Below are 15,745 nucleotides of genomic sequence, written 5' to 3'. Positions count from 1 at the left end.
ATTATAATAGACAGAAAAAGAGGTTGTAGAGTCTATAATTTATATAAGTATTTTTTAATTACAACGTAAATTGATTCATCCATTTTTTACATCAACACTCACACTACAAGGATAATATTATGAGTAACAATGCAACTAACCAAATCGGCCTAGAACAAGCAGACATGAGCGAAATCATTGCTAAACTAAACGGTCTATTGTCAAGCTACCACATGTTTTATATCAACGTCCGTGGCTATCACTGGAATGTGAAAGGTGAGCACTTCTTCACCCTACACCCTCAATTTGAAGAGCTATATACAGCGCTACAACTACAAATTGACGAAATTGCTGAACGCATCTTAACATTAGGTGGTACACCACTACATGCTTATAGTGAGTTTGCTAAGCTTACAGGTATTAGCGAAGACAAAAATGTCAGCGATGGTACCACTTGTGTGAAAGGCGTGGTAACAGGCTTACAAGAGCTTATTCAAGAGCAGCGTCAAGTATCAGCACTGGCTGCTGAAAGCGATGACCAAGGATCAGCTGATCTTGTAGATGCCTATGTACAAGAGCAAGAAAAGCTAATATGGATGTACAACGCATTTTTGGGTTAATAACCACAAGCTCAAATATCATTGATATATAAAAAAGCACCTACTAACAAGTAGGTGCTTTTTTACTATTAATGCTTTATAAAAACAATTAATGCTTTATAAAAATAACGATCTATTGTTGAATCCACTGGCTCATTTTTTCACGTTCCGCAGGCGTAGCTTGCAACCATATTTGCATAAACTGGTCTAAAGTACTGCGAGAATTATCTACACTAGTACCTTGCTGTACCGTACTTTGAGTTGATACAGACGGTTGATTCAATGCTGCAATAGTCTGTTGGTTCTGCAACTCAGCATCACCGCTACCGCTGAACACACCACCAATGGCTTTACCTAAACCTGAAAACAACCCACCTTGATTATTACTCATACTTTGCTGACTAGCGATCACGACATCATCTTGCTGCACAGCCAATGTTGGACTTTTGGCATATTCTTTAGCCGCAGTATAATCTTCTGGCTGATTTGGCATGGTTAAACGATAGGTTTGATTGTCAGCCAACTGTGCCGTCACACTGACATTACCTGAACGTAGATAGTCATGCTCATCACGGCGTAAGTCATACAAACGATCATATTTAGCAGTAATCGCATGTTGTCCTGGTGCCAGTGTAAATTGTTTTGTTAGTGGCTGAAAGGCACTCTGTTTGACTTCTTGTCCATTAATTGCAGTGACTTTAATATGATCGTCCACCAATAAAGTGACGTCTGCCTGTGACAGCATAGGGATAGAGCTTGCCCCAATAAGCAGCGTGCTGATAGCCAGTTTTTTTAGCAAAGCATTATTCAGTTTCATAACAGGTTCCATTAATAGTAAAAACGTTTTGGACATAGTAAATGTATTGTAGATAAAACCATCGGACTCTCAATACTAAAAATCAAATGGCATCGTATGTTGGTCCTGATCTGCCGCGTCATTATCAACTTGGGTCTCTTGGGCAATATCAGCCAGCTCTGCTGCAAGCGTTTGCTCATCGATAGTACGCAGCGCATCACTGATGACGGCTTTAGATATGTTATTACGCCCTAGATTAGAGAACATTGGCTGAATGTAATTAAGCACGTCCATCATTGCCCCAATACGGTGTGGTCCTTCTGTGAGCAAATAGTCGAGTATGCGATCATCAAATTGCCAACCGCGTCGACGTAAAATAGACTGCAACAATGCCTGACGATCTGCTAAATCATGCCCATTAGGTACTTTAAACGTAGGAGACTGCGCTAAACGGGTCAATAAATCTCTCAGCTGAAAAGGTAACTCCCCTGCAGGCTTATTGGCGGCAAACAATAACTGACGCTGTCCTTCCCGGCTCCGATTAATCAGATGAAACAAGGCTTCTTGCCACTGACTACTCTGCTCAAGCACTTCTAAATCATCGATAGCAATGAGATCAAAATTCTCCAAAGAGGACAGCACATGCACATCAGCATGAATCAACTCATTAAGTGATAGGCAAATAGCTGACTTATCCATCTCAATGAACGACTCACAAATCGCAGATAGCAAATGAGACTTACCAGTAGCAGGGCTACCAAATAGATACAGCTGACCAATCAGGCCGACATGTAGCTGCCGCACTGCATCAATAATCGACATCCAACCAGGACCGGCAAAGTCACTTAGACTTGCATCATGCTTAATGTCCAGATTGAGACTTAGCTGTGCTTCTGCCATGAATCATCAACTCGTTTTGCGTAACGCAATATAAAAATTATTAATCACTAACTATATGAGAGTAGTACTGATACCGCTTCATACTAACTTACAATATTAGCATGTTGTCTTTTATAGCATCAGTATATCGCAAGATTGCTTTATTGAGACAAACCTTATGTACAACTGACTGCTGATACTGTCAACACTGCGCCTATATATAACATATTTGCAAAATGACTGACAAGTCTTTTACCTATTAAGCCTGATTAACCCTTTTTTATCCTTCTCACAATTCTACTGCCAATTTGTGATAACCACATTACTTTAAAGATAAATGATTTATTTCTTTTCAAAAAGGGTTAACTGCTTGTGACCTTTATAAAAATCTGTCGAACGATAATAAGCAAATAAATGACGGAACAATACGTTAAGTACAGCAGAGACAGGCAACGCAATCAGCATGCCAACGAAACCTAATAAACTTGCCCCCGCCAATACTGAAAAAATAACCCATAACGGCGATAGACCAATCTTATCACCTAATAACAAAGGCTGTAGGATATAACCTTCTGCAGCTTGTCCAATCAAAAACGCACCGGTAATCAACGATAAATAGGTCCAATCTAATCCAAATTGGAATAGGCAAGCAATAATAGCAGCGATAAAGCCAATACCAAAACCTAAATAAGGCACAAAACTTGCGATACCCGCCACCATACCGATGATCAGTCCAAGCTCTAGCCCGATAAGCTGCAACTGCACAGCATAAATGACACCCAATAGAACCATCACCAACAACTGGCCTTTAATAAAAGCCATTAATGCTTGGTCACACTCCTGAGCAATTTGAACGAATTTTTTACTATAAGCAGCTGGAATCGCCATCTTCCACGTATGTAAGCGCTGATCCCAATTGAATAAAAAGTAAAAGGTCAAAATAGGTACTAATACAATGAGACCCGCATTGTTAATAAAGTTCATGCTTGATGAGATAATGTGACTCATCATGGTGCTAGCATCTGCAAACTTATAATTCGTTTGCATATAATCTACCAATGTCTCAGAAAAACCTTTAGATTCTAGCTCTGGTAGACGCATACGAGTGTTGTTAGTGAACCACTCTCGTACCACTTCGTTATACCAATTTAAAACCTTGGGTAAGTAGTCCCATGCCGCTTGCAACTGATTCCACAATGTCGGAATCAACCACCATAGCAACAGTACCATCCCTAAGGTAATAGTCGAATAAACAATGAGAATGGCTATCCAACGTTTGATATATTTCGACAAACGCTTAACCAGTGGATTGAATAAATAAGCCAGTACGAAGGCAAAAACAAACGGTATAATAACGGGCATCATCAAATACAACAAAACCAACACCATTACCAAAGTGGTGACTATAAATAAGCGCCGAAAAAATAAGTCTATTGGTTGGTTCGTCATGACGGATAATCCTACGCTTAAGCTGATTTGAATAGTAATGTGCTTGAATCTTCGATATGGCTTATCGAACCACAACATCATAACAGCAAACAGTTATTGACAATAAATTTAGTGTTAAATTATCGCAAAGTACAGAAAAAATCAGTCATTTTTTGTTGCTTAATTTTTTATTTATCCATTAGGGTCTATTGAATATTCCGATATTAGGGCTACTGGGCGTTAAAAATTCGCTACGTGTTGTCTAAAAAGCAGCCTCTGCCAGTAGCACATTTAGATGTTAAACAGACCCTAATGTCATTCTTCATTAAATATCAGTCAAATATCCGTAAGTTGCTTTGCGAGTAGGGGCTGTTTTTGGGTATAATGCGCCCACTGTATCTATAGTTAATACGATTAAATTAATACGACAAACTCGCTTTTCTACTGACAAACCTTCATTCCCTATAAAATTTGTGAGATGACCATGAGTAACAAGCCTTCTTTAAGCTACAAAGATGCCGGTGTTGATATCGACGCGGGTGATGCACTGGTTCAGCGCATCAAATCAGTGGCAAAAGCCACTACTCGTCCCGAAGTTGTGGGTGGTTTGGGTGGCTTTGGCGCACTGTGCCGCATTCCTACTGGCTACACATCACCATTATTGGTATCTGGTACTGATGGTGTTGGCACAAAACTTAAGCTGGCTTTACAACTCAATCGTCATGACACTATCGGTATCGATTTGGTCGCCATGTGTGTTAATGATTTATTGGTATGCGGTGCAGAGCCATTATTCTTTTTAGATTATTACGCCACAGGCAAGCTAGACGTTGATGTTGCTGCTACTGTTGTAACGGGTATTGGTGACGGCTGTAAGTTAGCAAACTGCTCACTTATCGGCGGTGAAACTGCTGAAATGCCAGGCATGTACCAAGATGATGATTACGATCTAGCAGGATTCTGTGTAGGCGTGGTTGAAGAAGCCGAAGTCATCACTGGTGATAATGTGGCTGAAGGCGATGTACTGATTGCACTAGCATCAAGTGGCGCACATTCAAATGGCTATTCATTAGTTCGTAAAGTCATTGAAGTAAGCGATGTCGATGTCACCACGAGCGATGAACAGTTAGATGGCCAGCCTATCCAAGATGCCCTAATGGCACCTACTCGCATTTATGTTAAAGCCATCAAAGCCTTACAAGATACACTTGGCAGCTCAGCACTTCATGCTATGTCTCACATTACTGGTGGCGGTTTGACCGATAACTTACCACGCGTATTGCCTGAAAGTTTAGCAGCGAGCATCGACACCAACAGCTGGCAGTTCTCAGAGTTATTCACCTGGTTGCAAACCCAAGGTAATATCGAGCAAAGTGAGATGTATCGCACCTTTAACTGCGGTGTGGGTTTTGTGATTGTCGTACCAAAAGACAAAGCAGAAGCCGCCATTAACACTTTAAACGATGCAGGCGAAACGGCTTGGCAATTAGGTGAGATGGTTACACGTGAAGCGGACGCCGTGGTGTACCGTTAATGTCAACATCCACAATATCCGTCAGTACCATGAGCCAAGCCAAAAAACCACTGCGTATTGCCATCTTGGTATCAGGTAGTGGTAGCAACTTGCAAGTCCTAATAGAGGCTATGCAAGCTGGTGCGCTACCGATTGAAATCGTTGGTGTCATTAGTAACCGTGAAGATGCTTATGCCATTACACGTGCTAAAGATGCCGATATTCCAGTGGCAGTACTATCTCACGTTGCTAGCGGCAAACGCATGGGAATCAAAACGTTTGAAAGCCATGCTAGTGAGCAACTAGCGACATGGCAGCCTGATTTGGTAGTACTAGCAGGCTTTATGCGTGTATTGAGTGCATCATTTATCGACAATGCACCAGCACCGATGATTAACCTTCACCCTTCTCTACTTCCTGTTTATAAAGGCTTAGATACTCATCAGCGTGCTATACAAGCAGGTGAGCGTCATCATGGCTGTAGTATTCACGTGGTGACAGCAGAGCTAGATGCAGGAGACGTCTTGACTCAAGCACTGTTACAGGTTAATCAAAAAGATACGGCAGATGGTTTACAGGCACGTGTGCAAAAGCTTGAACATAAGCTACTGCCTTGGACGATTAAACTTATCGCAAGCGGTGTACTCAACTTGAATAATCAAGCCAATGATAACACCTCTGTGTTACCTGCCTTACCTTTAAAGCTTTGGTTGGATGCCTAATTTTTAGGCTATAATTATCCATTTTACACAAAAGCAGCACAAGACACTCTTGTGCTGCTTTTTTATGTGACAACTTTCAACGTAAAAGTTGGTTGTTTTAAGCTATTTATGCTTAAAAAAAATACCCTGCTACTTAATTAATAGCAGGATATTTTAAAAGGCTTGTAATAAAACATGAAAGTTAAGCAGGTGCTTGACCAACAACATGAATGGCTTTGATGTTTACAAATTCTTTAATACCAAAACCACCATGCTCACGGCCATAACCTGAATCCTTAACACCACCAAATGGCAATGCTGGGCTCACCAAATCGTATCCATTGATATAGACCATACCAGTATCAAAATGCTCTTGAGCTAAACTGATAGCCTTATCTTCATCTTTAGAGAATATGGCACCACCCAGTCCATAACGACTGTCATTAGCAATACGGAATGCGTCATCTTCATCTTTAGCACGAATTAAAGACGCTACTGGACCGAATAACTCATCTTTATACGCAGGCTGATCTGGCTTAATGTTTTCCAAGATAGTTGGCGGATAAAAAGAGCCTGGCATATCAGGCACTTCACCACCCAGCGTAACCGTTGCACCTTTACTCACACTTTCTTGTAGCTGCTCATGCAGCTCATCACGTTGCTTGCTACTCGACATCGGACCTACGTCAGTAGACTCATCCATTGGATCACCAATCGTGTAGCCTTTAAACTTCTCAATAATCAAGTCACGGAATTTATCATAAACACTGTCTACAACCACAAAGCGCTTGGCCGCAATACACGTCTCACCATTGTTGTATAAGCGAGCATGTGCACAAGTAGTCGCTGCCAACTCTAAGTCTGCATCTTCTAATACAATAAAGGCATCGTTAGAACCCAATTCCATAACCGTCTTTTTAAGTACTTTAGCTGCTTGCTGCGCTACGGCTCTACCAGCTACATCACTACCTGTTAAGGTCACACCACGTACTTTATTATTTTCGATGACTTGCTCAGACTGATCATGGTTGATAACTAGCGTGCGGAACAGATCATTTGGTAAATCAGATTCATGCAAAATCTTTTCAATCAATAGACCTGAGCCTGTGACGTTTGATGCATGTTTCAGTAAAACACTGTTACCTGCCATCAAATTGGCGATGGTATAGCGGAAAACTTGATAAGCTGGAAAATTCCAAGGCTGGATGCCATAGATAATACCGATAGGATCATATCTTACCAGTCCTTTTTTGATACCTTCAATATCGCGCTCATCTTCAGCAAGTGCGGCAACGCCTTCACTGGCAGTAAAATCACAAATAGCTTTGCATAAATCAACTTCGCCTAAACTGGCCTCAAGTGTTTTGCCACGCTCTTCAGTCATCAACTTAGCCAATTCATCTTTGTACTTCATCAGCGTGTCACCGATAGAGCTGATAACTTTTGTACGTTCTTCAGTACTAACTAGACGCCATTTAGAAAATGCGTGATGAGATGCATCAATAATTTTAGTGACATCACCATCACTCATATAGTTATAATCTTTAATGTTTTTGCCTGTCGCTGGGTTCACAGTAGTAATATCTGCCATGGTTATTATCCTTATTTATTGAAATATATTATTGGTTTGAATTAGCTTGTCATTATTCTTAACGTCCAGTTACCATAACAAAATGCTCAGCCAGTAGTTTTACAAGTTATAAAGAAGTGTTCATAAGATGTTAAAAGTGTGGCTGACTTATTAACTACGCTGAAGTTACGCCTTGCGCCTCGTTTTATTTATAAGCGAAGTGGTTTTGTAAAGGCAGTGGCTTGGTAAAGTTGGACAAATAAAAAAACCAGCCCTGCGGCTGGTTCAATAAATGATTCATGTACATCAACAAACCCTAAGCGATTTAAAACAAATGGTTTATCACAGGGATTTCTTGTGGTGGGTTTTCTTCGTCGTCAACGATTTGGCGGGCCACATGCATAATAAGTTGGCGTAACCAACGATGCGCTGGATGGTGTTGTAATAACGGAGACCACGCCATGGTTAACTCAAATTCAGGAATAAAAAACGGTGGCTCTTCCATCTTAATACTGTCGTTATTGGCCTGCATTTTTGCTACGCGCGTCGGCAATGTAGCAATCAAATCTTTATTTGCTGCAAGCATAGCTGGCATTTGATAATGACGCGTAAAAACGCTGATTTGACGTTTTTGTCCTAAACGTTGCAGCGCTTGATCGATAGATCCTAAGCCGCCAGACTTCTCTGGATTGACACCAAAGCCTACGCCCATACCTGTTTTAGAGACCCAAACATGCTGCGCTTTGAGATAGTTTTTTAGATTAAAACGATTGGCATAAGGACTGTCTGATGACAATAGACAGCTAAAAGTATCACGCCATACTAGCACCTGATGGAAACTTTGCGGTATCTCATTAAAGCGGTTAATCGCTAAGTCAACGCGCCCCTGCTCCATGTCGCGATAAGAGACGTCTGACGGTGTTAAGAAGTCTAAGATAACGTTGGGAGCTTCTGAGCGCAGTGCTTTAACTAGCTTTGGTACCAAAGTCGCTTCTGCATAATCTGATGTCATAATCCGAAAGACGCGAGAAGTGCTATAAGGACGAAACTCCGTACGGGGCTCCAATACTTGTGTCAAATCCGCAAGAATCTCACGGATACGAGGCTGCAACTCTAAAGCACGCTCAGTCGGCGTCATACCTTCAGAAGAACGTACCAATAATGGGTCGTTAAATAGTTTACGCAGACGACGCAAAATATTACTCATCGCAGGTTGGGTAATGCCAAGCTGCTCGGCAGCACGAGTGACGTTTTTTTCTCGTAGCAACACATCTAGGTGTACCAATAAATTTAAATCTACCCGCTGCAAATTCATATAGAGTTCTCTTGGCCTTTGAATAAGTGCCATTATAATCTTGGCATTTTTAGTGCTGTCTTGGCAATGTAGAGCCTAAAACAGCATAATTCCGCTATTTTCCATCTGTTTTTATATCATACTGACTAAGTATAACTTAATATAGCCAATGTAAGGTACTGTTATATATGAATTATAACTTATAAAAATACCAAAGATAAGTATCATAAATTAGATAAATCTTGGTAAGCCAGTTATAGTGAGTCTCATAGATGATTTGCAGCACAAACGATATACCCTAAGTATATACATCGACTATATTCATTTGACGGACACAATTATATAGTATGTTGATGGCTTTCATCGGTAGCATGATCTTATTAATTAATTGTTTATAGATACCACTTTAATCATTTTACAATGATTAGCTTTATCCTATAAACCGCTTATTATTGTAACATCTCTTACTACCAATTATGACACTGAGAGCCAACAAATAGTACAAGCACCTTAGAAATACATGAATCAGACCGACAATCGTTCATATATTACCCATTATTTTTTCACTAGCAAGTTGAGTAAATCCCTTGTATTAGTGACTAAGTTTGGTTAGGGTAAATAAGGCTTTAGCGGATAGCTTGTAATTATGTTTCATCTTATAAGATATCGACAGCATGGATATAAAGTCTAAATGTATGCTTTTATTAGCACACAATCGTCATTACTTAAGCACTTAATTTGTTTTTTACACCCCACCAAGGAGACATAGATGTCAACGGCATATAAATCAGCGATCGATTTAGTACGTGAATTAAAACAAAAACACGGTAACTGGCAGAATATCAGCGAAACCGATGCAGCACGTATGATGTCGCAAAACCGCTTCAAAACTGGTTTAGATATCGCAAAGTATACTGCAAAAATCATGCGTCAAGACATGGAAGACTATGACAATGATACATCTCAATACACCCAGTCTTTAGGTGCATGGCATGGTTTTGTTGCTCAACAAACAATGTATGCTAAGAAAAAATATTTCGGTACGACTTCTAAAACTTATATCTACCTATCAGGTTGGATGGTTGCAGCCCTACGCTCTGAGTTTGGTCCATTACCTGACCAATCTATGCACGAAAAAACGTCAGTACCTAAGCTAATCGAAGAAATCTACACGTTCCTACGTCAAGCAGATGCTAAAGTATTAAACGACTACTTCCGCGAGCTAAACGCTGCCGAAGAAGCGGGTCAAGATACTTCAGCCATCCTAGAGAAAATCGAAAACTTTGATTCACATGTTGTGCCAATCATTGCTGATATCGATGCAGGTTTTGGTAACGAAGAAGCGACGTATCTACTCACTAAGCAAATGATTGAAGCTGGTGCTTGTGCCATTCAGGTTGAAAACCAAGTATCTGATGCGAAGCAATGTGGTCACCAGGCTGGTAAAGTAACCGTACCGCATGAAGACTACATTGCGAAAATTAACGCTATCCGTTATGCATTCCTAGAGCTAGGTGTTGAAGACGGCGTTATCGTCGCTCGTACTGACTCTGAAGGCGCATCACTAACACAAAAAATTCCAGTATCAAATGAGCCAGGCGATCTTGCTTCTAAATACATCGACTTCCTAGAAATGGAAGAAGTGAGCATTGAAGACGCTAACGAAAACGACAGTCTACTTAAGCATAATGGTAAGCTAGTACGTCCAGTTCGTATGCCGAACGGCTTATACAGCTTCCGTGAAGATACTAACATCGACCGCGTTGTTCTTGACTGTGTCACTGCTCTAGAAAATGGCGCTGACCTACTTTGGATTGAAACACCAACACCAGATGTTGCCCACATCAAATCAATGGTAGATCGTATCAAAGAGCAACAGCCTAAAGCGAAGCTGGTATACAACAACAGCCCATCATTCAACTGGACGCTTAACTTCCGTAAGCAAATTATCGCTCAGTGGGAAACAGAGGGCAAAGACATCTCTGCATACAATAAAGATGACTTGATGAGTGCGGATTACGATGGTACTGAGCTTGATGCAGCAGCTGACGTAGCCGCTAAGAACTTCCAACGTGATGCGTCACGTGAAGCGGGTGTATTCCATCACTTAATCACGCTACCGACCTACCACACGACTGCTCTTAGCGTTCACGAACTGGCTAAAGGTTACTTCGGTGAAGAAGGCATGCTTGCTTATGCAGCTGGCGTACAACGTAAAGAAATCCGTGAAGGCATCTCTTGTGTTAAGCACCAAGCAATGGCAGGTTCTGACCTTGGCGATGATCACAAAGAAATCTTCTCTGGTGACAACGCACTTAAAGCAGGCGGCGGCAAGAACACGATGAACCAGTTCTAATCACCGACACTTTATAAGTCAGTGCTAGTTATAAGCAGACACTAGTTATAACTACAAACTAAAAAAGCCGCCCTACAGGATGTAGGGCGGCTTTTTAGTATTTACTGATGCTTTTATTATTATGAGCTTTTTGAGCTTTTTGAGCTTTCATTCTAACTAATGCTTAGCATCCTTGTTATTCATATCTTTACTATCCGTCTCCTTGCTATCAGCCTCTTTAGCACTGCCCCTATTATCGCCTACTTGATTGCTCTTTGTACGCTCTGGATTATAGATACCTTGGTTTTCACCCATCAGATTACGTCGTAAGTGTTCAATACGAGGGCTTTGTCTAAAGAACTTACGATAAATGGTTTTTATCAACCTATAAATGAGATAAAAAATACCAGCAAGCACTACCAACCACCACAATTGTATAACACCAAGTGCGAATGACCTGAGCATACTCCAACCATCTTTGAGTGATTTGTTGACTTCAGTACCAAAACTTGGACGTTCAGCATCTATCAAAACATCTAGGTTTTGAGTGACTTCTTTATAGCTAATGTCTGGCTGGCTAAAAACTAAGTTGATCGTACTGTATTTAACTTTATCAGCGATATCCATCTGCTCAAGCTTTGCCAGCTCTTGTTGCCGGCGCGCAGTATAAGTAGCAGTAATAGCCTCGATATTACTACGTTGGTCTTTATTGTTTTCACTATCGAGTCGCTCTTCGCTAAGCTCGCTTGCCATATCACTGTTTAGCTGACTTACCAACTGCTCACGATAAATATCTAACGTCACGTCTTGCGCTGTAAATTCCTGCTCATTTAAAAAAGCCACTTGCTGCTGCATTTGCTTTAAGAACTTACTGACGTTGGTACGAGGTACCCGAACGGTCATTTCAGCTTGGCGAGTATAAGTAGTGATGGTAATGTTTTTATCACCTTGAACGAAGGTTCTATCACTGCGTGGATAATTGCTAATATTACTGATCGCTACATAACCACCCTGCTGCCGTGTCAATGCCTCAATAGCAGCGCTACTCTTGACGACATCTTTGACGGTAAAGTCTGCACTGGAAGTAATCAGCAGCGATTTACCTTTTATCTGGATATCAGCGACCTGACTACCTAGCGTCTGCTCGCTGTCTCCTGATAAACTTTCAACTGTCAATTCATTGGCTTGGCTGTTAGCCTCTAGCTCTTCAGCCGCCGTTGGTTGTTCGGACATAAGCGCATTTGTATCAGCGGCAACAGATTCTTCACTAGCGTAATCCGATGATTCATCTGATACGCTTTCTGCATAATCCTCAGATTGGCTGCAGCCATTGATTAGTATGACTGACCCCAAGGTAACTGCTGCTAACACTAATGACAAACTATTGGACTGCGAGGGTGTTTTAGGTTTACTTACCATAGAATTTTCGTTCATAATTAAATATACTTTTGTTTGATATTTTGGCTCAATTATAACGCTAATATAATAAAAGTATATTGCTTATAGAAAATAAACACAGGCAATCCTACAAATTTTACTTGTTATTGATTAATAGCTTTCATACGATGGTAGGTAGTTCAATCTGAAAAAGATTAAAGTATATTGAACCGACTATAGACGGATATGGACTGACTACAGTAGCCACTTAACCTGCTTTAAAATAATGGGGAACCATCATGCAAGAGATAGAGTTGAAGTTTTTGGTGCCAGAATCACGGTTAAAAGGCTTGTTGCGTCAAGCGCAAGTTAAGTCCTCACAGATGACACAACTGGCTGCCCATTATTACGACACACCCGATCAACAATTGGCACAGGCAGGTATCGGCTTACGGATTCGTAAAGAAGGCGATAACTGGGTACAAACTATCAAAGCTGGTGGCGATGGGATGGCATCACGCTTAGAGCACAACGCCATATTAGATAATGAACAAGTACAGGCAATGCTTGATACCAACTCCCTTATGCCTGACCTAACGATTTATAAAGAAACGCCTATCGCGCCAGCATTATCCACCTTTAAGCTCAAAAAACTAGCCAAAAAACTCACACCGCTGTACGTCACTGATGTACAGCGCACCACTCGGTTGCTGATAGAAAATAGCGAAGACGAAACGGAAAACAGCATCGAGATAGCCTACGATCATGGCGAGATTATTCATGGTACCGATGATACTCAGCGAGAAAAGATTCAAGAAATAGAGTTCGAACTGGTATCAGGAGATTTAGATTTTTTATTTACGACAGCCAAAACATGGTGTAAGCGCTACAAGCTATGCTTATCTACCGTAACCAAAGCTGAACGTGGTGGCTTACTGATTAATGGACAACCACATAGTCCAGCAGTAAGTACCGACCTGCGTCAAATGAAAATCAATAAAAAAATTAGCATGCCTGCTTTTGTACGAGTAGCCGTGCATAACTGTTTGCTGCAAATATTACCGAATAGCAGTGCTATCGTAGCTGGCAGCACTGACAGTGGGCATATTTTGCAATTACAGACTGGTATTCGCCGCTTACATGCTGTCTTAGAAGTATTTGCTAGCTTCTCTGATGAGATCAATCCTGATTGGCAACCAATACTAAAACAAACCGCCACTCTACTTGGTAGTTATTACGAACTGACTTACCTAGCCCACCATATCGACCCCGAACTACAGGCACATGGCGCACCTGCAACGAATTGGATGACTGACATTGAAACTCTCAAAATCCAGCCTATTGACGCAGTCAGCGCCAATGATTTTCAGCTAACTTTGCTAGAGTTGATTGCCTTTACTATGAGCAATGCAAGCCTTGATCCTCAAGCCAACAAGCTGGCGATCGAACCACTAATAAAAGCCATATCCCAACAGCATGACAGTCTACTAAATATAGATGAGACTATTACGAAAGAAAGTGGCAGCGACATAGAAACCATTGACGCTGATAGCTCTGATACAGGTGGCATTGAGGAACATGAGGTTCATATAAAAAACAGTAACCAAGCAACAGATGAGTTGCGTAATCAATTAACAGCATTACACTACATCACTGAAATAGCCTCACCCCTACTGCACAAAAAATCGTTTAAAAAGAAAACCAAACGCAGCCTAAAACGTCTGATCAAAGAACAAAAAGCATTGAAACATTACCATAATCACCTTCGATATCAACAGTATTATCAACTTAAATCAGCGACAGATCATAATGCGCTTTATGGTGCTGGCTGGTTTTCAGCCAAATTGAACAACAACGCTAATGTCGTTTAGGTTATATTAGTCATGGTGATACAAGGCCTCCACAATATAAATATAATCAGTGAACTACTAAACCCCTACGGTGCAGCCCTCTGAACCGCCCCGGGATTGTCGGAGACCTAATATTCTGAGAGAATACGACAATGAAAACACGACATTATACTCCTGAGATTAAAGAACGCGCCGTTCGTATGCTGATTGAAGCGTCGGGCGATTACCCCTCCACCTGGTCAGCGATTCAAGCCATTGCCCCTAAGATTGGCTGCACGCCTGAAACTCTGCGGTCTTGGCATAAAAAGCACATCGATCAAACCATTCCTGCTTCAGTGCAAGCTCAAAGCCAAGAGCAACGTATTAAAGAGCTTGAACGCGAGAATAAAGAGCTTAAGCAAGCCAATGAGATTATACGTAAGGCTGCTGCTTTTTTCGCCCAGGCGGAGCTCGACCGCTGACTAAAATCATGATTCACTTCATCGACGACAATAAACACCTTTATGGGGTCGAGCTGATCTGTAGAGTCCTACCGATTGCCCCGTCAACTTATTATCGTGCTCAAGACTTAAGCGACAACCCACACAAGCGTTCACTGCGCAGTCAGCATGACGACTATTACATCGGTGAGATTAAACGTATTTGGCAGGATAGCAAATGCCGTTACGGTGCGCGTAAAGTCTGGCAGCAGATGAAAGCAGAAGGATTATGTATTGCTCGGTGTACCGTAGAGCGATTAATGAAGCAGTATGGCCTACAAGGCGTTTGGCGTGGCAAAGGCAAGATTACCACCAACAGCCGTGACGACCAAAAGCGCGCTGATGACTTAGTCAATCGTAACTTTAATGCTCATCGTCCTAACCAACTATGGGTTGCAGATTTTACCTATATCAAGACGACAAGCGGCTGGGTGTATACCGCTTTTATTATTGATGTGTTTGCTCGCGCTATCGTTGGCTGGAAAGTATCTAATCGCATGAATACCGATATGGTGATGGCGGCGTTAAATCAAGCAATAGCAGATAGAAACTATCCCAAAGATGTGATTCATCACAGTGATCGAGGGGTTCAGTACTTATCTATTCGCTATACCGATAAGATGACGGACTCTGGAGTGATTGCTTCTGTTGGTACAACAGGCGACTCTTATGACAACGCATTGGCTGAGACAGTTAACGGGCTTTATAAGTCTGAGGTGATTGAATATCTAAAAGAACAATGGCATGGCGTGAACGATGTTGAATTAGCAACCCTTGAATGGGTGGACTGGTTTAACAAAACACGACTGCATAGCACGATTGGATATGTGTCACCTTTTGAATTTGAAAAGCGGTATTATGATAATTTAACCCTGTCAGGCATTGCTGCCTGACTCAAGTAAATCACTCTCCGATATAGTCGGGGCGGTTCACTCCTTAGATGTA

General features: G+C 41.4%; 12 protein-coding genes and 1 other annotated feature. Of the genes, 6 read left to right on the top strand and 6 right to left on the bottom strand.

Annotated features, from left to right (window positions below; all coding sequences use genetic code 11):
- The first annotated feature begins 119 nt into the window (after window positions 1–119).
- Complete coding sequence (locus tag ACT3RN_RS02885) at window positions 120–599, top strand: Dps family protein (protein ID WP_192519438.1); 480 nt, start codon at window positions 120–122, stop codon at window positions 597–599.
- Between the two features lie 112 nt (window positions 600–711).
- Here ACT3RN_RS02885 and ACT3RN_RS02880 read toward each other — a convergent pair whose 3' ends face one another.
- From ACT3RN_RS02880 to ACT3RN_RS02870, 3 genes are all read right to left on the bottom strand, one after another.
- Window positions 712–1,395 carry a DUF2057 family protein gene (locus ACT3RN_RS02880; RefSeq protein ID WP_192519439.1) on the bottom strand — a complete coding sequence of 228 codons (684 nt, stop codon included), beginning with the start codon at window positions 1,393–1,395 and terminating at the stop codon, window positions 712–714.
- Window positions 1,396–1,470: 75 nt separating this feature from the next.
- A complete protein-coding gene (hda, locus tag ACT3RN_RS02875; RefSeq protein ID WP_192519440.1) occupies window positions 1,471–2,274 on the bottom strand; it encodes a DnaA regulatory inactivator Hda in 804 nt (267 codons plus the stop codon).
- A 321-nt stretch (window positions 2,275–2,595) separates the two neighbouring features.
- On the bottom strand, window positions 2,596–3,702 hold the full coding sequence (locus tag ACT3RN_RS02870) for an AI-2E family transporter (RefSeq protein WP_192519441.1): 1,107 nt from the start codon (window positions 3,700–3,702) through the stop codon (window positions 2,596–2,598).
- Between the two features lie 463 nt (window positions 3,703–4,165).
- On the opposite strand from ACT3RN_RS02870, the gene purM reads away from it, so the two are divergent.
- Both purM and purN read left to right on the top strand, forming a co-directional pair.
- Window positions 4,166–5,215 carry a phosphoribosylformylglycinamidine cyclo-ligase gene (gene purM, locus ACT3RN_RS02865; protein WP_192519442.1) on the top strand — a complete coding sequence of 350 codons (1,050 nt, stop codon included), beginning with the start codon at window positions 4,166–4,168 and terminating at the stop codon, window positions 5,213–5,215.
- A complete protein-coding gene (purN, locus tag ACT3RN_RS02860; protein ID WP_225739180.1) occupies window positions 5,215–5,916 on the top strand; it encodes a phosphoribosylglycinamide formyltransferase in 702 nt (233 codons plus the stop codon). The genes purM and purN overlap by 1 nt, the downstream gene beginning before the upstream one ends.
- Before the next feature lie 181 nt (window positions 5,917–6,097).
- On the opposite strand, the gene ACT3RN_RS02855 is transcribed toward purN, so the two are convergent.
- Both ACT3RN_RS02855 and ACT3RN_RS02850 read right to left on the bottom strand, forming a co-directional pair.
- Window positions 6,098–7,486, bottom strand: a complete 1,389-nt coding sequence (locus tag ACT3RN_RS02855; protein WP_192519443.1) for an NAD-dependent succinate-semialdehyde dehydrogenase — start codon at window positions 7,484–7,486, stop codon at window positions 6,098–6,100.
- Between the two features lie 304 nt (window positions 7,487–7,790).
- The gene (locus ACT3RN_RS02850; protein ID WP_192519444.1) at window positions 7,791–8,780 is read right to left on the bottom strand and encodes a LysR family transcriptional regulator; all 990 of its coding nucleotides are present in this window, start codon (window positions 8,778–8,780) and stop codon (window positions 7,791–7,793) included.
- A gap of 748 nt (window positions 8,781–9,528) precedes the next feature.
- Here ACT3RN_RS02850 and ACT3RN_RS02845 point away from each other — a divergent pair.
- Window positions 9,529–11,115, top strand: coding sequence for an isocitrate lyase (locus tag ACT3RN_RS02845; RefSeq protein WP_192519445.1), 1,587 nt, complete (start codon window positions 9,529–9,531; stop codon window positions 11,113–11,115).
- Between the two features lie 156 nt (window positions 11,116–11,271).
- Here ACT3RN_RS02845 and ACT3RN_RS02840 read toward each other — a convergent pair whose 3' ends face one another.
- Window positions 11,272–12,528 (bottom strand): DUF4349 domain-containing protein, encoded by a 1,257-nt coding sequence (locus tag ACT3RN_RS02840; protein WP_444518452.1) that lies wholly within the window; start codon window positions 12,526–12,528, stop codon window positions 11,272–11,274.
- Between the two features lie 242 nt (window positions 12,529–12,770).
- Here ACT3RN_RS02840 and ACT3RN_RS02835 point away from each other — a divergent pair, with 242 nt between their 5' ends.
- Together ACT3RN_RS02835 and ACT3RN_RS02830 are read left to right on the top strand one after the other, a co-directional pair.
- On the top strand, window positions 12,771–14,342 hold the full coding sequence (locus ACT3RN_RS02835; protein WP_192519447.1) for a CYTH and CHAD domain-containing protein: 1,572 nt from the start codon (window positions 12,771–12,773) through the stop codon (window positions 14,340–14,342).
- Between the two features lie 131 nt (window positions 14,343–14,473).
- Window positions 14,474–15,693 (top strand): IS3 family transposase gene (locus ACT3RN_RS02830; RefSeq protein ID WP_443528262.1). Its coding sequence is split into 2 segments (ribosomal slippage): window positions 14,474–14,750 and window positions 14,750–15,693, totalling 1,221 coding nucleotides; the frame shifts between segments, so codons are not numbered across the junction.
- Window positions 14,749–14,865 (top strand) — a sequence feature (AL1L pseudoknot). (Overlaps the previous gene by 117 nt.)
- Window positions 15,694–15,745: the final 52 nt, after the last annotated feature.

Origin of the sequence: Psychrobacter sp. AOP5-GZ1-6 (assembly GCF_052376345.1) — a bacterium.
Classification (GTDB): Bacteria; Pseudomonadota; Gammaproteobacteria; order Pseudomonadales; family Moraxellaceae; genus Psychrobacter.
The sequence above is the reverse complement of the archived record's forward strand: the minus strand, read 5'-3'. Positions and strand labels throughout refer to the sequence as shown.